At 63.2% G+C, this 16,200-nt stretch carries 17 protein-coding genes; 11 read left to right on the top strand and 6 right to left on the bottom strand.

The annotated features are described in order from the left end of the window. Positions 1-187: 187 nt before the first annotated feature. From CQ020_RS19300 to CQ020_RS19290, 3 genes are read left to right on the top strand one after another with little or no spacing between them, the layout of a single operon-like run. Positions 188-1,819: a hypothetical protein gene (locus tag CQ020_RS19300; RefSeq protein ID WP_105693303.1), complete on the top strand. Its 1,632-nt coding sequence runs from the start codon at positions 188-190 to the stop codon at positions 1,817-1,819. 11 nt (positions 1,820-1,830) lie between these two features. Next, positions 1,831-2,625, top strand: a complete 795-nt coding sequence (nth, locus tag CQ020_RS19295; protein WP_105693302.1) for an endonuclease III — start codon at positions 1,831-1,833, stop codon at positions 2,623-2,625. Continuing rightward, a complete protein-coding gene (locus CQ020_RS19290; protein ID WP_105693301.1) occupies positions 2,622-3,299 on the top strand; it encodes a CoA pyrophosphatase in 678 nt (225 codons plus the stop codon). Before nth ends, CQ020_RS19290 begins: the two co-directional genes overlap by 4 nt. Here the strand turns inward: CQ020_RS19290 and CQ020_RS19285 are convergent. Together CQ020_RS19285 and CQ020_RS19280 are read right to left on the bottom strand one after the other, a co-directional pair. Continuing rightward, positions 3,296-3,496 carry a DUF1508 domain-containing protein gene (locus CQ020_RS19285; RefSeq protein WP_105693300.1) on the bottom strand — a complete coding sequence of 67 codons (201 nt, stop codon included), beginning with the start codon at positions 3,494-3,496 and terminating at the stop codon, positions 3,296-3,298. The two genes, CQ020_RS19290 and CQ020_RS19285, sit on opposite strands and share 4 nt — an antisense overlap. 186 nt (positions 3,497-3,682) lie before the next feature. Further along, positions 3,683-5,374, bottom strand: coding sequence for a bifunctional 3'-5' exonuclease/DNA polymerase (locus CQ020_RS19280; RefSeq protein WP_105693299.1), 1,692 nt, complete (start codon positions 5,372-5,374; stop codon positions 3,683-3,685). 274 nt (positions 5,375-5,648) lie between these two features. Here CQ020_RS19280 and ssd point away from each other — a divergent pair, with 274 nt between their 5' ends. The 7 genes from ssd to CQ020_RS19245 all read left to right on the top strand — a co-directional run bounded on the left by ssd (position 5,649) and on the right by CQ020_RS19245 (position 10,738). Further along, positions 5,649-6,695 (top strand): septum site-determining protein Ssd, encoded by a 1,047-nt coding sequence (gene ssd, locus CQ020_RS19275; RefSeq protein WP_258142095.1) that lies wholly within the window; start codon positions 5,649-5,651, stop codon positions 6,693-6,695. After that, on the top strand, positions 6,692-8,005 hold the full coding sequence (locus CQ020_RS19270) for a TadA family conjugal transfer-associated ATPase (protein ID WP_258142094.1): 1,314 nt from the start codon (positions 6,692-6,694) through the stop codon (positions 8,003-8,005). The genes ssd and CQ020_RS19270 overlap by 4 nt, the downstream gene beginning before the upstream one ends. Then, on the top strand, positions 8,002-8,799 hold the full coding sequence (locus CQ020_RS19265; RefSeq protein WP_105693298.1) for a type II secretion system F family protein: 798 nt from the start codon (positions 8,002-8,004) through the stop codon (positions 8,797-8,799). Before CQ020_RS19270 ends, CQ020_RS19265 begins: the two co-directional genes overlap by 4 nt. A 23-nt stretch (positions 8,800-8,822) precedes the next feature. Continuing rightward, entirely contained in the window at positions 8,823-9,395 is a 573-nt protein-coding gene (locus CQ020_RS19260) for a type II secretion system F family protein (protein ID WP_105693328.1), read from the top strand. A gap of 160 nt (positions 9,396-9,555) precedes the next feature. Beyond that, positions 9,556-9,999: a DUF4244 domain-containing protein gene (locus CQ020_RS19255; RefSeq protein ID WP_105693297.1), complete on the top strand. Its 444-nt coding sequence runs from the start codon at positions 9,556-9,558 to the stop codon at positions 9,997-9,999. A gap of 56 nt (positions 10,000-10,055) precedes the next feature. Further along, positions 10,056-10,382 (top strand): TadE family type IV pilus minor pilin, encoded by a 327-nt coding sequence (locus CQ020_RS19250; protein WP_374955170.1) that lies wholly within the window; start codon positions 10,056-10,058, stop codon positions 10,380-10,382. Next, positions 10,379-10,738, top strand: a complete 360-nt coding sequence (locus tag CQ020_RS19245) for an Rv3654c family TadE-like protein (protein ID WP_105693295.1) — start codon at positions 10,379-10,381, stop codon at positions 10,736-10,738. Before CQ020_RS19250 ends, CQ020_RS19245 begins: the two co-directional genes overlap by 4 nt. Positions 10,739-10,868: 130 nt before the next feature. Here the strand turns inward: CQ020_RS19245 and CQ020_RS19240 are convergent, their stop codons facing one another. Both CQ020_RS19240 and CQ020_RS19235 read right to left on the bottom strand, forming a co-directional pair. Further along, positions 10,869-13,211 carry a DEAD/DEAH box helicase gene (locus CQ020_RS19240; protein WP_105693294.1) on the bottom strand — a complete coding sequence of 781 codons (2,343 nt, stop codon included), beginning with the start codon at positions 13,209-13,211 and terminating at the stop codon, positions 10,869-10,871. Between the two features lie 83 nt (positions 13,212-13,294). Next, complete coding sequence (locus CQ020_RS19235; protein WP_181151960.1) at positions 13,295-13,987, bottom strand: GNAT family N-acetyltransferase; 693 nt, start codon at positions 13,985-13,987, stop codon at positions 13,295-13,297. A gap of 184 nt (positions 13,988-14,171) precedes the next feature. Here CQ020_RS19235 and CQ020_RS19230 point away from each other — a divergent pair, with 184 nt between their 5' ends. Then, complete coding sequence (locus tag CQ020_RS19230) at positions 14,172-15,068, top strand: rhodanese-related sulfurtransferase (RefSeq protein ID WP_105693293.1); 897 nt, start codon at positions 14,172-14,174, stop codon at positions 15,066-15,068. Positions 15,069-15,076: 8 nt separating this feature from the next. On the opposite strand, the gene CQ020_RS19225 is transcribed toward CQ020_RS19230, so the two are convergent. After that, positions 15,077-15,607: a hypothetical protein gene (locus CQ020_RS19225; RefSeq protein WP_105693292.1), complete on the bottom strand. Its 531-nt coding sequence runs from the start codon at positions 15,605-15,607 to the stop codon at positions 15,077-15,079. Positions 15,608-15,671: 64 nt separating this feature from the next. Then, on the bottom strand, positions 15,672-16,115 hold the full coding sequence (locus tag CQ020_RS19220) for a hypothetical protein (RefSeq protein WP_258142092.1): 444 nt from the start codon (positions 16,113-16,115) through the stop codon (positions 15,672-15,674). Between the last annotated feature and the right edge of the window lie 85 nt (positions 16,116-16,200).

Raw genomic sequence — 16,200 nt, 5'->3', positions numbered from 1 at the left:
GTAAGGAACCTTGGAGTTTGCTGTGGGCGAAGCTGTATGGCCGTTTTCAGCTAGAACCCTGTCAGTGGGGTGACATAGGCTGAAGAAGTCTTGGGACGCACTTCAGGCGTGTCCGGTTCTCGGCGGAAATTCCGCGGAGGTCGCCGGGCCGGACTGTCCAAGGCGCCGCCGTACGAAGGAGAAATACATGAACCAGCTGAGCCCAGGCCCGCACGAATCACACCCGACGGGACCGGACACCGCGGCTGGAACGGCCACCGCTGCAGGTGGCAATGCTGCTGACGGCACCGCTGTTGGGAATCCTGCGACGGGTACGTCCGGAGCTCCCCTCAAGAAGGACGCTGCAGTTAAGGACAACGCTGCTCAGAACGACGCTCCTAAGAATGGCGCTGCCAAGTATGACGCCGTCGCCGGGCCGTTCACTATCCGGGACCTGACTGTTTTCGGTTCCACGCTCCTGATGTTCGTAGCTTCGCTCCTGCCCATGTTCGGGGAGCGCTACAACCTCTGGAACCTCGGCAACCTCTTCTTCCTGCTGCTGGGCATCATCCTGCCGCTGGTTGTGGTGGCTCTCTTCGTTGCCCGCAGGTTGCAGCCGGGAACAATCGTCCGCATTGGTTCGCTGTCCGTTGACCAGTTCGCCTCCGTGGTTGCCTCGTTTGCGTTCCCCTTGTTCTTCCTGACCATTGCCAACTCGTTCAACGGCAGCGTACTTCTGGGTCTGATCGGCTCTGCAGGCTTGCTGGCCGCGACGGTCCTGGCCCCGCATCTCCCGTGGCTTTCCGCCGATTTCAAGGGCCGCGCTGAAACGCCGGCGCACGTGGTTGCCCGCGAAGCAGCAGTGCCCAGCCGCAAGCCGGCTGCTCCTAAAGCACCGAAGGCGCCCACCACGCCCAAGCCTGCTGACGCCACAGGTTCAAGCAGCGGATTCCAGAGTTCAACCCCCGGATTTGGTTCAACCCCCGGATTCCAGGGATCGACGCCCGGTTACCAGGCGCCCGTTCCGCACGTTTCAGGTTCAGCGGCTGCAGCAGCTTCCACGGGCGCTCCAGGTGCGGGCGCCGCGACAGGTGCGGGTGCCGCAACGGGCGCAAGCCCCTTCGCTCCGCCGGCCAGCTACGGAACCACGCCTTCGCCGGCAACTGAAGCGTCCGCCGTCGTGCATGCAGCCGACGCCAAACCTGCGGATGGTTCCGGCTATGCAAGCAGTGGACCAGCAAGCAGTGGGCCCGCAACGGGCAGCACCGCCGCAACTGAACCGGCTGCCACTGAACCCGCCGCTGAATCGGCGGCTTTCGGCTCGGCAAGCGTTCCCACGCCGTCCGGAACCGGAGCTTCTCCCGCTACGTCTTTGCCTGAGAAGGCCGAGCCTGCTGGCGAGCCTGGCGCTAAGGATGCCCACGTTCCTGCCACGGGTTCAGCGGCTCAGCCCGCCACTACCCAGCACACGGCTCAGCCCGCTACAACCCAGCACGCCGCTCAGCAGGCGGCCCAACCAGCGGCCCAGCAGCCGTGGGCTGCCACCATGGCCACGCCCATAGTCTCCGGTGACACGCGCAGGGTGAGCGACTCGATTGGAGCTACCGTGGATCCGGCCAGCCGTCCTGAGGAATCCGATTCGCCTCAGTATGAGGCTTTCTGGTTCGCTGTAGGCCAGCCGCGTACCACGTACGACGAGCACACGGGCGCCCGGGCCTTCACCATCGAGCCCGGTGGATGGGTTCTGGCCCTGGAGGACCGCGGCCATGAATTCCTGGTCCAGGACACCGACGGCAAGGTTGGGATCCTCCGGGAGCTCAGCAACATCGAACGCGGCTAAGCAGGGATCCCGTGGCCATCGCTGAAGCTGGTTCGCTGCTCGCGCTCAAACGCCGGGCACGCAAGATCAACAGGGTTCTCGCTGATAAGTATCCCTACGCGCATGCGGAGTTGGATTTCAGGAATCCCTTTGAGCTGGTGGTGGCCACGGTCCTTTCCGCCCAAACCACTGATGTGGCGGTCAACCAGGTCACCAAGATCCTGTTCGCCCGGTACCCGGATGCCCGCGCCATGGCTGAGGCGGATCCCGTTGAGCTGGAGACAATACTTCAGCCGACGGGCTTCTTCCGGGCCAAGGCCCGCAACGTTTTGGCTCTCAGCACGCGGCTTGTGGATGAGTACGACGGCGTGGTCCCGGGACGTCTTGAAGATCTGGTGACGCTCCCGGGCGTCGGGCGCAAAACCGCGAACGTGGTTTTGGGCAATGCCTTCGGTGTTCCCGGGATCACGGTGGACACGCACTTCGGCAGGCTGGCCCGCCGCTTCGGGTGGACGGCCTCGGATGATCCAGTGAAGATCGAGTTCGACGTCGCCGAACTGTTTGAACCCCGCGACTGGACCATGCTCTCGCACCGGGTGGTGTTCCACGGTCGAAGGGTCTGCCATTCCAGGAAGCCGGCCTGTGGCGCCTGCCCGGTGGCAAGCCTCTGCCCCAGCTACGGCGAGGGCGAAACGGATCCCGTCAAGGCAGCCAAACTGCTCAAGTACGAGCTCGCGCCGGGCAATGAAGCTTTGCTCGAGAAGCTCCTGGCAGAGACGCACCGGGCCGCGGAGATCCGCATGGAATCGCAAAGGAGGCCCGGGTGACCGCGCTTGAGGAACTGTCTGCACTGGTGACCCGCTTTGAAGAGGGCCAGCAACAGCACTCAGCCCTCTGGGAGAAGCTCCCTGTCACCCCCGAAACCAACCGCGCTGCGGCAGTCCTGATGCTTTTCGGCGTGCTGGACAACGTCCCTGCCGAGTCGGGTCGCCCTATCGCGCCGGCCGATCTTGATGTCCTCTTGCTGGAACGGGCACACACTCTCGATGACCATCCGGGCCAGGTGGCGTTTCCTGGTGGCAGCGTGGACCCGGAAGACGAGTCGGTGGTGGCCGCCGCTCTTCGCGAAGCTGTGGAAGAAACCGGGCTGGACGCCAGCGGTGTCCGGGTTCTGGGTGTCATCCCGGAACTTGGCCTCATCCGGAGCAACTTCCGGGTGACACCGGTGCTGGCCTGGTGGGATGCGCCATCACCTGTTCGCGTCGTGGACTATGCCGAGTCAGCGCAGGTCTTCAGGGTGCCGGTGCGCGACCTCCTGGATCCAGTCAATCGTGTCACTGCCACCATTTCGAGGTTCGGCCGCACGTACACCAGTCCTGGCTTCACCGTAAACGGCGTGCTGGTGTGGGGCTTCACCGGGATGGTCCTCAGCGGTCTCTTCGACGAACTCGGATGGACCGTTCCCTGGGACAAGGCCAAGCTGCGCGATATTGACCTTTAGGCAGCCTTGCGGGCTGTGGCCGACCGGTCAACGATCAGTCCTGTTGCAGCGTTTTCCCGCACGGCGTTGATTCCAGCCACGACGCCCTCGAGGTGCTTGAACGTGGGTGATTCTGCCACGACTGTTCCATCGGCCGCCGTCAGGCGAAACCGGTAACCGTCGGTGTTGTCCTTGAGTATTTCAAACCTGCCAGCCATCGAATGCTTCCCCCTTGTGATGCTGCTTTGACTCTGATGTGGACCAGCAAAACTATCCACATAGTGAAACTATCCAGAACCGGGGACGAACTAAAGTTACTTGGCAGTACCCGCTGCGGGAGGGTCATCCCGGCTCATATGGCGAGATGTGACTGGATAGTGCCGCGCCTTCCGGCTATGGTCCGGCTACTTCGCTTTGTCGTACGAATCGACCACAGCCAGGCTCACCGGAAATTCCACAGGGATCCGCCCGAACATCAGTTCCTTCGCCGCTGCGGCCGCTTCTTCGATGGCACGGATACAAGCGTCCACGGCACTCGCGGGAGCGTGAATCATCACTTCATCGTGCAGGAAGAAGACCAGTTCGCCGCTGGGTGAGCCTTCGGCGCGCAAGGTCCGCAGCCGCCGTCGTAATTCCGCCAACCAGCACGCCGCCCACTCAGCGGCCGAGCCCTGCACCACGAAGTTCCGGGTGAAACGGCCCCGTGACCGGGCAAGATTGTCAGCGCGACGCTGTTCCTCGGCCGTGGTGGATTGCTGGCTCCGCAGCCAGCCGATCGATGGTGGCGGGCTGCTTCTACCCAGCCGCGTGGTGACGGTCCGGCCTGCTTCGCCCTCACGTGCTGCTTGCTCCACGAACCCGACGGCGCGTGGATAAGTACGCGTCAGCTGCGGCATGAGCCTGCCGGACTCGCCCGTGGTGGCGCCGTAAATGGCCCCCAGCAGCGCAATTTTGGCCTTCGCCCGGTCACCACCAAAGCCTTGGGCTGCGATGCCTGCGTAGAGGTCCTTGTCCCGGGCTGCCTCGGCCATTTTGGTGTCCTGGGCCAGCGCCACGAGAACACGCGGCTCCAGTTGAGAGGCATCGGCAACGATCAGCTTGTGCCCCGGATCCGCATGGACCGCTGCCCGGATGTTTCGCGGGATCTGGAGGGCGCCGCCACCGCGCGAAGCCCAACGCCCTGACACGACCCCACCCACCACATACTCGGGATGGAACCGCCCGTCACGCACCCAGGCGTCCAGCCAGGACCAGCCGTTGGCGGTGTGCAGCCGGGAGAGCTTCTTGTAGGCGAGCAGCGGCTGAATGGCCGGATGCTTCGACTCCTGAAGCTCCCACTGCCGGGTACTTTTGACCTCGATCCCGTTCCGATGCAAGGCGCGCATCAGGTCCTGCGGGGAGTCCGGGTTCAGGCTGGGGGAGTTGAGGATGCTCCTGAGCTCAGCGCAAAGAGCCTCGAGTGCCGGTGGACGGTGCCCCAGCGGCGGCCGGGCCCCCAGAACATCGGCCAGGATCTGCTGATGCAGCTCTTCACGCCAGGGGACGCCGACGTGCTGCATCTCCACGGCGATCATCGCGCAAGCAGACTCAGCGGCGAGCAGTAGTTGGAGGCGCTGTTTCTGCTGGTGGGCCTCGGAGACCTGGGAGATTGCGAGTTGTTGGGCAGCAAATTCCTCTTTGAGCTCAGCAAGCCCCGCTTTGGGGTTGGAGGGCGAAAGGTCCTCGAACAGAGCGCCTTGATCAGCGGGCGGTGGCGGGGGTTGAAGGGCGCGCGGCGGTGTGGAGTCGTCGTCCTGCGTGAGCTTGACCGCATGCTTGGCATAGTTCGTGTGGGCCGTGAATTCCGAGTGGGCCAGAATGGCTCCGCAGAGCGCGAGGTCGTGGCAACGCTCCAGCTCTATGCCCTGGGTCAGCAGCTCGGGATACCAGTCCTGGGCACGATGCCACACCCAGCGGGGCCGCTGAGTTTCGAATTCACGCACGACGCCGGGCAAGTCACCACGGGTGACGACGCGCGCGTCAGCAGTCGCTTTTCCGGTGGGGGAGATCCTTTGTATGGCTGCGCCTTCCTGGTGGGCGGCGAGCAGCAAATACATGGTGTCCATTCTGCCCTGTGCGGAGGTGTGCTGAGTGTCCGGGGCGGGGAGCGACTACTCCTCCACAGCTCCGGCCGCGCCGTGTTGTGCACATACGGGCATTCGAACCTTCTTCTGACCCAGCGATTGAAGCAGTGTGAAATCCATGAAGAAGCAAGATCGTCGGCATAGGCAACCCAGACACCCGGGACAATCTCCACACCCCGGACGAACAACTGAGCGTTATGGGTCCTCGAGCAAGCAACCAGCGGAAGGGGATGCGGACGGATCCTGGGTGCCACGCGACACCGTCGGGATTCTGCTCGTTTCCGGTGATCCCTACCTTCAGGAAGAGGCAAAACGCATAGTCGCTGCCGCAGGCGGAAGTCTCAGAACGGCCGTGGATGTGACGGAAGCCGTCCACGGCTGGGACAACGCCGACGTCGTGTTGGTAGGTAGCGATATTCGCGAATTGCCACCCAGGCGAAGGGCTCCCACGGTGTTGCTCGGCAAAGCCTCTGAAGGCGACGGGTTATGGCGCTTAGCCGCTTCGCTTGGAGCTGAGCGCGTCGCCGTCCTTCCCGAGGCCGCGGCTTGGCTGGCCGAACACCTGAGCATGTCCGGCTCCCCGGATCCTGGCGGTATGGTCATGGGAATCATCGGTGGCAGTGGTGGGGCTGGAGCTACCACCACCGCCATCTGGCTTGCCCAAGCTGCGGCAGGTCATGGCATCAGCACCGTGCTCATCGACGGCGACCGCTGGGGCGGTGGCCTTGAGCTGGCGGTCACGGCTGACGAAATTCCCGGTCTCCGATGGCCGGACTTCGCCGAAACCCGGGGCAGCATTGATCCGTCGCAGTTCCGGGATTCACTGCCGGTTGCCGGCGGCTTCGCTTACCTGTCCTGGCCCGGGACCCGGGAGCCGGTCCACATCCCGGCGGCCGGCGCCGTGGCTGCTGTTGTTGACGCCGCCCGCCGGAGCTTTGAACTTATCCTGGTTGACATCGGACGCAGTGGGGAAGGATTGGGCACGCTCGCGTGGGATTGCGACAGGATCTTGGTACTGACCAAGGCCCACCTCAAATCCGCAGTGGCCGCCGCGCGCGTCCTCAACGAACTTCCGCCCATAGATGCCGGTCTTCTGGTCCGCGGTAGCGGTGCCACCTCTGTGGATGCTCCTGTGATTGCCGAGTCTCTGGGGTTGCCGCTGCTGGGTGTCTTGCCGGAGATCCGAGGTGTTGCTGCAGCCACTGAGCTGGGACGGTTGCTGGAAATCGGACGCCGGAAATCAGTCAGCCGCTTCGCCGGTTCAGTGCTGGAACTGAACGGTGGCGTCCAGTGAGCCTTTTTGCCGAGGGGAACCGCCATCGGCAGGGCCGCAGGCTGGACTCAGTTCTTCTCGAAACGGTGCGGGAGTCAGTGCTTGCAGGGAGCGGACCCGTGACTCCCTCCACCGTTGCGGCAGCAGTGCAAGCCAGCGGCAGATTACTGGGTACCGCCGGAGCGTTGGAGGCCGCCGAATCCATCAATGCGGAACTGAACGGCTTGGGCCCCCTCCAGCCGCTGGCGCAAGATCCTGCCGTCACTGACATCTTCGTCAACGGCCCTGATTCCGTGTGGTTGGACCGCGGGAACGGCCTGGAACGTTCCTCAGTTCATTTCGACACCGAACAACAGATCAGATCACTGGCCACCCGCCTGGTCTCCGCCGGGGGACGGCGACTGGACGACGGTTCCCCCTGTGTGGACGTAAGGCTCAACGGCGGATATCGGGTGCACGCAGTCCTCGCACCGATTTCAACGGCAGGGACCCTGCTGTCCATCCGCATCCGTCGGGACGAAGTGTTTACCCTCGCGGAGCTCAAAGAACTTGGCATGTTTTCGGACCACGTCGAGGCAGTCCTCCGTGCCATCATGGCCCACAAACTGAGTTTCCTCATCAGCGGGGCAACGGGCTCAGGAAAGACGACGCTGCTCTCCACCATGCTCGGATTGAGTCATCCGGCCGAGCGTTTGGTCCTGATAGAGGACGCCGCCGAGCTCAACCCTGTTCACCCCCATGTGGTGACGCTGGAATCGCGCCACGGAAACCTCGAGGGCGGAGGGGCGCTGGACCTCGGAGAACTGGTCCGCCAAGCCCTGCGCATGCGGCCGGACAGGTTGATCGTAGGTGAATGCCGGGGTGCTGAAGTCCGCGAACTGCTGACCGCGCTCAACACGGGTCACACCGGAGGTGGTGGCACCATCCACGCCAACACTGCAGAGGCGGTGCCGGCACGGTTAGTGGCCCTCGGTGCCCTGGCAGGGTTGAACGCCGAGGCCGTGCGGTTGCAGGTCTCCAGCGCCCTTGACGTCGTGATTCACGTGGATCGAACACCGTCGGGACGGAAGGTGGCATCCATCGGTGTAGTGACGGATACCAGGCAAGGGCAGAAAGTGGTGGCGGCCCTCAGCTTGAGCCCTATGGGAATGACACCCGGGCCTGGATGGCCTGAACTCTCAGCCCGGCTCTCGCTGGCACCGTGGGAGGAGATGAATGGTTTGCTGCCACAGCAAGATGCGCCGCCTCAGCACCGGTCCCTGATGACGGGCAACCCGACATCAACCGGGTCACGTCCCCGGGGGATGCGTCGTTTGGGTGACAGCCGATGATCGTCGTCCTCATCCTGGTTGCGGCACTCGCGACGTGGCTGCAGTTCAAGGGTCGGCGGGCAGGTATCCGGCATCTCAGGAAGAGTCTGGCGGAACCGGAGGATCGGATCCGGCGAACCAATGCCCGTCCGAGGATGCGGCTCGGACGTCCAAGGCCGCGAAAGGGTCCCGCGCCGTTGTCGCTTGGTGTGCTGGTACAACAGCTCGCGGCCCTTTTGCGCGGCGGCCGGGGAGCCTTCCGGCTGTGGGAGGAGTTATGGATTGTCCATGGTTCACGGCACATCGCGGATGGTGGCACGGTTCCCGCAACAGAAAAGGGAAGCGCCGGTCTGTCCGACGAGTCCTTGCACGTTCTCGCGGCGGCACGGGCAGCGTCAACGGTGGGAAATTCTCCCGCGGAAGCCATCCGGGGCGCTGCCGCCAAGGCTTATCCGCGACGCGGAAGTTCTGAGCGCCGCGTGTGGATGGAGTTGGCAGCCTGCCTCGACATCGCGGAGACCAGCGGCTGCCCGCTGGCGGACCTCCTCACCCGGTTCGCAGCGCAATTGGAGGCCGAAGAAGACTCTGAGGCCGCCCGTCAGACGGCGCTCGCAGGGCCCAAGGCCACTGTTCGGCTGTTGTCGTGGCTTCCGGTGTTCGGGCTTGGGCTGGGAATGGCGTTGGGCGTTGACCCGTTGGGGATCTTGTTGAACAACTTCCTGGGCCTTGCCACGTTTGCGGCCGGAATCCTCCTCACAGCCGCGGGCCGTGTCTGGTCCGCGCGGCTGGTCGCTTCTGCGAGCGGGGGTAACTGATGTTCCAAGCCCCCGTGATAGTCATGATCACATTTTTGGCGCTGGCCGCTATCCTCAACTTCGCAGCATCCACCCGGACGAGGACGCAGTTTCTTTCCTGGGGAAGGGAAAGCGAAGGGGCGCAGGAGTCGTCCTCATCAACCCACGTTGACCCGGCAGCAGACGGGCTTCGCGATACGGCGATGATGCTGGAATTGGTGGCTTCGATGCTCGACGCCGGAGCCGGAATCGGGCGGGCACTGGAGCTCATCGCGAAGTGTGCCTCGCCTCCCATCACACAATCACTCCGGCCGGTTGTTGCCGCGCTCGCCATTGGCGCCGACTGGGAGACTGCCTGGCGGACGCCCACCCAGCACGCCCCTCAAGTGGTCCGCCTTAAGAATGCCTTGGCTTTCGCAGCTTTGACTGGTGCGCCGTCTGCTTCCATCCTCTATGCGCAGGCGGCGAGGGAACGGCGCGAGCAGTTCCGGGCCGCGGAGAAGCGGGCAGCTGCCCTGGGCGTGAGGCTTGTAGTTCCTTTGGGACTCTGCTCTCTACCTGCCTTTATCTGCCTGGGTATCGTCCCGGTCCTGATCGCCATGCTTCCTTCCGGATGAGACGTGGAGCAGGCCTCCACAGCCACAACCATTCCTCCACAGCCAGCCGGAGAGCAGGGTTATCCACTTGCGGAGATCGCCTTCTTCCAGGCGTCTCCGGACCACGGAAGAGTCGGTTCTGTCGGCAGAGAGCTGGCGCTTCTTGAAAGGAAAACCCACCATGAAGACACTGCCCACCACACTTCCTGGCCTTCTCAGTGACGTGGCCCGGGATCGGCCGGCACCCGTTGAAGTCCCTGAGGCTCTCTCCGCAGAGCCGGATACAAACGAACATCATGAGCTCTCGGAGTACGAGCTCGAACATAACGATCTTGAGCGATTCGATCTTGAGGACGAAGTCTGGCAGGTGGAGCTTGACCGTGAGGAACTTGCGGAGCCCTACGACGGGCGGCTTGAGGACGATGGCTTCTGGACAAGAACATGGCCAACGGCAAGCACCCGGACCAAGCTGATGGGCTCGGAAGTGGGCATGGCCACCGCCGAGTACGCCATCGCCACCCTTGCTGCCGTTGGGCTCGCGGGATTGCTTGTGGTCATACTTCGGAGCGAAGAGGTCCGCGGCTTCCTGCTCAACCTGATCCGTACGGCGTTGTCCCTGCCATGACCGGTCTGCTGCCTGCCCGCGGGAGAGGCTCCCGGCATGAGAGGGAAAGGGGTGCTGTGACTGCGGAGTTCGCAGTGGCCTTGCCGGCCGTTGTGTTGCTCCTGGCATTCCTGTTGGCAGGCGGCGCCGCGGGTATTACCCAACTCCGGCTGGAGGAGGCGGCGAGGGCGGGAGCGCGCGCGTCGGCCCGGGGCGAAGACTCCGGCTCGGTGGACGGGATCGTCAAACGACTTGCCGGGGAGAGCGTTGCTTCGTCGCTTACCGACGACGGGGAGTGGGTCACGGTGACTGCTTCCTCGCCAGTGGGCGGGGCCTTGGGACCGATGATCCCCTGGACGTTGAAGGCCTCAGCATCCGCACGGGCAGAAGCGGCTACACCGTGAAGACGCAGGCAAGCGTCCAGCACGAACGCGGCGCCGGTACCGTGCTCGCACTGGCCTTGGGCGCGGTGGTCATGGCGCTGATGCTGGGTCTGCTCCTGCTGGGGCAGGCCGCAGTGATGGCATCCCGGGCGGCATCTGCGGCCGACCTGGCAGCCCTTGCTGGCGCAGATTCCGCGAGGGGGCTTACTTCCGGGGAGCCTTGCGCGGTGGCAGCAGGCGTGGCGGGGAAACACGATGCAAAGATCACGTCCTGCACGGTGGCTGGCGGGGAGGTGGTGGAGATTGAAACGGAGCTGGCTCATCCCTTCCAGTGGGGCGTTGCCATTGGCCGCGCGCGGGCCGGGCCTCCTCCGTAGCACGGAAAGCACACCGGCCTCCTTGCGGGATGGGCCTGTGGATGCACTCGCGCGTAGCCGGGCGCACCTACAAGCCCTGGTGTACGCAGCCGCAGAGGCCCTGTCTCACGGGTGCCAGCTAGCTGTACAGCTAGCTGGCATCCTTCAACAAAACATCAAGGAGCGTGATGGCGGCTGCCTTGTCCAATGGGTTGTTCTTGTTGCCGCATTTAGGGGACTGAACACAGGACGGGCAGCCGGCTTCACACTCGCAGGCCTTGATGGCATCCCGGGTGGCCGTCAGCCATATCCTGGCCTTCTCAAAACCTCGCTCAGCGAACCCGGCACCACCGGGATGGCCGTCGTAAACGAAGATTGTTGGCACCCCGGTGTCGGCATGCAGGGCAGTGGAGACTCCGCCGATATCCCAGCGGTCGCTGGAAGCCACCAAAGGGAGGAGCCCGATTGCAGCATGTTCAGCCGCGTGCAGCGCCCCGGGGAACTCCGCTTCCACCAATCCGGCACCGTGCAGGGAACGGTTGTCCACCACAAACCAGACGGCTTTGGTAAACAGGTCCCTGGCACCCAAATCGAGGGGTTCCTCGCCGAGGATCTCGTTGGAAATCAAGGCCTTGCGTTGGAAGGAGACCACTTGGGTGGTTACTTTGACGTCACCAAAGTGCACGGTGATGTCACCCCACTGGACCGAGCGCGAAGTTTCAAGGACTTCGATCTGGGTTACATCCCGGGCTGTGGTGTAGAAGTCAGGATTTACCCGGCGCACCATGACGCAGTGATCGGTTTCATTGAGGTCCTCCACCAGGTAGCTGTCACCTTGGTGGACATAGATGGCACCCGTGTGGGCTTGATAGTGCGTTTGTGGCGAATCCATGGTTCCCAGGAGCGAGCCCGTTTCGGCATCGACGATGCTCACGGGTCCGCCTCCGTCAGCCCGGAGGTTCACCATCCCGGCAGCGCTCTCCGGGTGCGTCCAGAACCAACCCGCGGGCCGCTTACGCAGGTATCCCTGAATGACCAGACGGTCAAGGAGCCCTTCGGCGGTGGGGCCGAAAAGATCGAGCTCCGCCGGGCCAATCGGCAGCTCGGCCGCTGCCGCGCACAGGTGTGGTCCAAGGACGTAGGGATTAGAAGGATCGAAGACGGTGGCTTCCACGGACACATCAAAGATCGCTTCCGGGTGGTTCACCAAGTACGTATCCAGCGGATCGTCACTTGCCACGAAGGCGGCAATGGCGTCCTGCCCTGCGCGTCCTGCGCGGCCGATCTGCTGAAAGAGGGAGGCCCTGGTGCCGGGCCATCCTGCTACCAGCACGGCATCAAGACCCGAAATGTCGATGCCAAGTTCCAAAGCGGATGTGCTGGAGACTCCCAGCAGCTGGCCGGATCTCAAAGCTTGTTCCAACGCCCGCCGCTCCTCGGGCAGATACCCCGACCGGTAGGCAGCCACCCGTCCGGGAAGGCTGGGGTCTACTTCGTCCAGAAGTCTCTTGGTGATGGACGCAATGGACTCGGCGCCGCGACGCGACTTGATGAACGCGATGGTCCTGACACGGGAAGAGACGAGGTTCGCCAGGATGTCCGCTGTTTCAGCTACGGCCGTCCTCCGCTGTTTGGCACCGTTCTCACCTTTGACGTCCGTGAGAGCTGGCTCCCAGAACGCCACCGTGGTGGAACCGTGCGGCGAGCAGTCTTCGGAGACTTCCCGGACGGGAGCGCCGATGAGCCGCCCAAAGGAAACCCCTGGATCCGAGGCTGTGGCCGAAGCTGCAATGAATACCGGTTCTGGAAAGGAGGTCCCTGCGCCGTAGTAGGCGCAGATCCGGCGGAGCCGTCGCATCAGATTGGCCACGTGCGAGCCGAACACGCCGCGATAACTATGTGCTTCGTCCACAATGACGTAGCGCAGCCGCCGGAAGAAACGGGCCCACCACGTGTGGTTGGGAAGGATGCCGAAGTGCAGCATGTCCGGGTTGGCCAGGATGAAATTGGCGTGGTCACGGATCCAACGCCGGGACGAGACATCAGTATCCCCGTCATAGGTTTCTGCCCGGACCGTGGGCAACTTCAGCGAACGGATTGCTGCGAGCTGGTCTGCTGCCAGGGCTTTGGTGGGGGACAAGTACAGAGTGACGGCGCCGTCGTCGTGGATCTTGCCGGGATCCGAGAGGACCCGCAGCTCGGAACGGTGTATCGCATCCAATGCCGGCAACTGGTAGGCCAGCGACTTTCCGGAAGCAGTTCCCGTGGCGATAACAACATGCTGTCCGGAATGGGCGAGGTCTGCCGCCTGGATCTGGTGCCGGTACGGTTCGTGGATGCCCAAGGTACCGTAGGCCGCCAGAACATCCGGGTGGACCCAGCCTGGCCAGGGCTCGTGGACCGCTTTCCGGGCAGGAATGGTGTGGACATGGCGCAGCTGCTCAGGGTCCGGTGTCCGGCCCAGCAAGGAGATCAATGAATTCGGTGCAGCCACCGAATCATTCTGTCACTGTGCGGGGACGCCGACGGCGGCACCGTGGGGCGCCGCCGTCGGGCATTGATTTGAGCCGGGAGTTTCTATGCTCCTGAGAGGTCCGATCCTTCAGTTCCGCTGGACATCATGAGGACGTGGCCCACCACGTCCCATCCCAGATGGGAGTAAAGCTTTTGGCCGTCCAAGGATGCCAGGAGCAGGCCGTTCTCCACACTGTGCGCGAAGGCCTGCGCCGCCAGCGCCTTCATGATGAAACTGCCCAGGCCTCGACGTTGAAAATCAGGTTCGGTAACGATCTTGTCGAAGATTGCTGTGCCGTTGACCACGTACACCCGGCCGCTGGCAGCTACCTGCTCGCCGGAATGGACCACCGCGTAATGGACACCGTTGGACTCCGAGGTGGCCAGCTCCAGATCGTCGTCAGGGAGCCACGGATCCTCGGCATCCTGAGTTTCCATGTCCACAATCATCATGGTCTGGGACGCGGAGGTCACGGTGAGTCCGCGCTGTTCAGCGAGGTATTTGTACCGTTGAACATCGTTGGTGAGGACCGTCAGGATCCGGGTGGGGGCTTCTGCCGTCTTGCTGGCCAAGGCGGCGAACTCGTCGTCTGAGGGATCATGGGCGAAATACTCCCAGTCCCCGGTTTTGTCGGCGCGAAGTGCGGCGGGGAAGCGACCTTCTTGGCTTAGTTCGTAGCCGCGGCAGCCGGACCAGCCGGCCACCCAGACTTCCAAGAGGTGCGCAATGTCTTCAACCAAGGCGTCTGGACTCATGTAGAGAGAGTATGCCAGCGCACCATGAAGCAACAGAGCCACGTCAGCCCGGGGGTGGTTGCTTATGGAATTGTGACTTCCCGCCGCCTGTCCCACAGGAAGACCTGCCTGGAACCCGGCCCGGGAGGCTAGGATAACCCGGCCCGGGAGGCGAGGATTTCACTGCACCAAGTACCCTTTAATAGTGGCTTTGAACCGAATTGTGCTCTTCTATGGCTTTACCCCGATCGCCGACCCCGACGCCGTGCGTCTATGGCAGCGTGCCCTGTGCGAAAAGCTGGGTCTGACCGGCCGGATCCTCATATCGAAGGACGGCATCAACGCCACGGTGGGCGGCGAGCTCAACAACATGAAGCAGTATGTGAAGACCACCCGCGAATACAAGGGTTTTCATGACATCGACGTCAAATGGTCGGAGGGAGGCGCCGCCGATTTCCCGCGCCTCAGCGTCAAGGTCCGCGACGAGATCGTGTCGTTCGGAGCACCCGGTGAGCTGAAAGTGGACGCGAACGGCGTGGTGGGCGGCGGTAAACACCTTCAACCAGAGGAACTGCACGCACTGGTGGATGCTAAAAAGACCAGCGGCGAAGACGTGGTGTTCTTCGACGGCCGCAATGCGTTCGAAGCCCAAATCGGTAAGTTCAAGGATGCAATCGTCCCTGACGTCGACACCACCCACGACTTCATCAAGGAACTCGATTCCGGCAAGTACGACGACCTCAAGGACAAGCCCATAGTCACGTACTGCACGGGCGGAATCCGCTGCGAAGTGTTGTCCAGCCTAATGGTCAACAGGGGCTTCAAAGAGGTGTACCAATTGGATGGCGGGATTGTCCGCTACGGCGAGACGTTCAAGGATAAAGGCCTGTGGGAAGGTTCGCTCTACGTCTTCGACAAGCGCATGCACGTCGAGTTCAGCGAAGAAGCCAGAACAATCGGTGAATGCGTCCGCTGCGCTGCACCCACCAATAAGTTCGAGAACTGCTCCAACCTCAGTTGCCGTACTTTGACCCTCTACTGCGCAGAATGTGCCTCCAGCCCTGAAACGCTACGCTGCCCCGGAGGCTGCGAAGCCGCCTGACGGCTGGGTCAGAGCCGGCTCACCCTATACGCAAAGTTGGCGTCGGATCTGGAGCCCACTGTGATGGAAAGTATGGCGTCCTTTTCCAACTGGACCACGCTTACGCGGGCGTTGGCGCACCCCAGGGTCAGGTCCACGAGCTTGGTCTCGCCCAACGCGACGCTGAAGGTCACGCGTCGTGTGCCGCGGCAGGCCAGCGTCACCGCGTACGTCCCGCCCGGCAATTGCACCGTCTGCTCGGACTTGGCCTCACCGGCGTTGAGATAACCGCTGCTTGAGTAGAAAGACTGTCCTTGGGATTCGGGCAGCGCCAGTTTTGCCCACTCGTCGAGGGCCTCGCCGGTTACTGTTTCCTCCAGCGCCGGATCGGGCGGAAGAACTACATTGCCGGCGGTGGAAGTGGGGCTGGCCTCCGGCCTTCCGCCCTCGTCATAGGTGTACTCGCACGCCGTCAAACTGCCGCTCAGCGCAATAAGGATGACGACGGCGGCCCTCGCCAGTCGCTGTTGAATCACCGAGCGAGCTGCCTTGCTGCCCATGGACTGACCATACGCCCATATAGCCGCTGGCCAAAGGGTTGTCAGGATGGGTACCAGCGGGGGCCTAAGAGGCTGCCGGGACCACGTGGTAGGCGAAGATCAGCGGGGCATCGACACTGCTGGTGGAGATGCTGAAAGCGCCGGCCCCAGGCACTCTGATCTTCACCACGTCAAGGCTGCCATTACAGGCTGCGGCCGCGTCCGCAATCTTGTTGCCGCCCGAAGAAACCGCAAAATAGGCTTTGCCGCCACCATCGCAAGCCATGGTGAGTGTGTAGCTTCCGGCCGCAACGTTGGGGGCTTCCTTGACCAACGGGTCCCGGTTGAGGATTTTTCCGGAATCCTCCAACACCACGCCGTTCGCCGAGGGGAGGACCTTTTCCTTCCACGCAGGAACGTCGGCGTTTTCGATGTTGACCGGTGCCTGGCAGCCGCTGACTCCCAGCAAGGCCGCGGCTGTGATGGCAACAAGGCCCGCACGGCGCCTTGTGGAGGAGAAGTTGAGCATGCATCCAACGCTACCGGGTTCCCAGGGGGGTGTTTGTCCACCTTTCCCGCTCGTCCACATAGAGCAGGTTCAGCATCCCGGAGGA

It is taken from the genome of Arthrobacter sp. MYb23 (assembly GCF_002979775.1).
Lineage (GTDB): Bacteria > Actinomycetota > Actinomycetes > Actinomycetales > Micrococcaceae > Arthrobacter.
The sequence above is the reverse complement of the archived record's forward strand: the minus strand, read 5'-3'. Positions and strand labels throughout refer to the sequence as shown.

What these genes read in the sequence shown, in the direction of transcription:
- CQ020_RS19300 (WP_105693303.1), top strand. Translation starts at nt 188, where the DNA reads ATGAACCAGCTGAGCCCAGGCCCGCACGAATCACACCCGACGGGACCG.
- CQ020_RS19285 (WP_105693300.1), bottom strand. Translation starts at nt 3,496, where the DNA reads ATGGCTGGCAGGTTTGAAATACTCAAGGACAACACCGACGGTTACCGG.
- CQ020_RS19280 (WP_105693299.1), bottom strand. Translation starts at nt 5,374, where the DNA reads ATGTATTTGCTGCTCGCCGCCCACCAGGAAGGCGCAGCCATACAAAGG.
- CQ020_RS19265 (WP_105693298.1), top strand. Translation starts at nt 8,002, where the DNA reads ATGATCGTCGTCCTCATCCTGGTTGCGGCACTCGCGACGTGGCTGCAG.
- CQ020_RS19260 (WP_105693328.1), top strand. Translation starts at nt 8,823, where the DNA reads ATGATCACATTTTTGGCGCTGGCCGCTATCCTCAACTTCGCAGCATCC.
- CQ020_RS19255 (WP_105693297.1), top strand. Translation starts at nt 9,556, where the DNA reads ATGAAGACACTGCCCACCACACTTCCTGGCCTTCTCAGTGACGTGGCC.
- CQ020_RS19235 (WP_181151960.1), bottom strand. Translation starts at nt 13,987, where the DNA reads ATGAGTCCAGACGCCTTGGTTGAAGACATTGCGCACCTCTTGGAAGTC.
- CQ020_RS19225 (WP_105693292.1), bottom strand. Translation starts at nt 15,607, where the DNA reads ATGGGCAGCAAGGCAGCTCGCTCGGTGATTCAACAGCGACTGGCGAGG.
- CQ020_RS19220 (WP_258142092.1), bottom strand. Translation starts at nt 16,115, where the DNA reads ATGCTCAACTTCTCCTCCACAAGGCGCCGTGCGGGCCTTGTTGCCATC.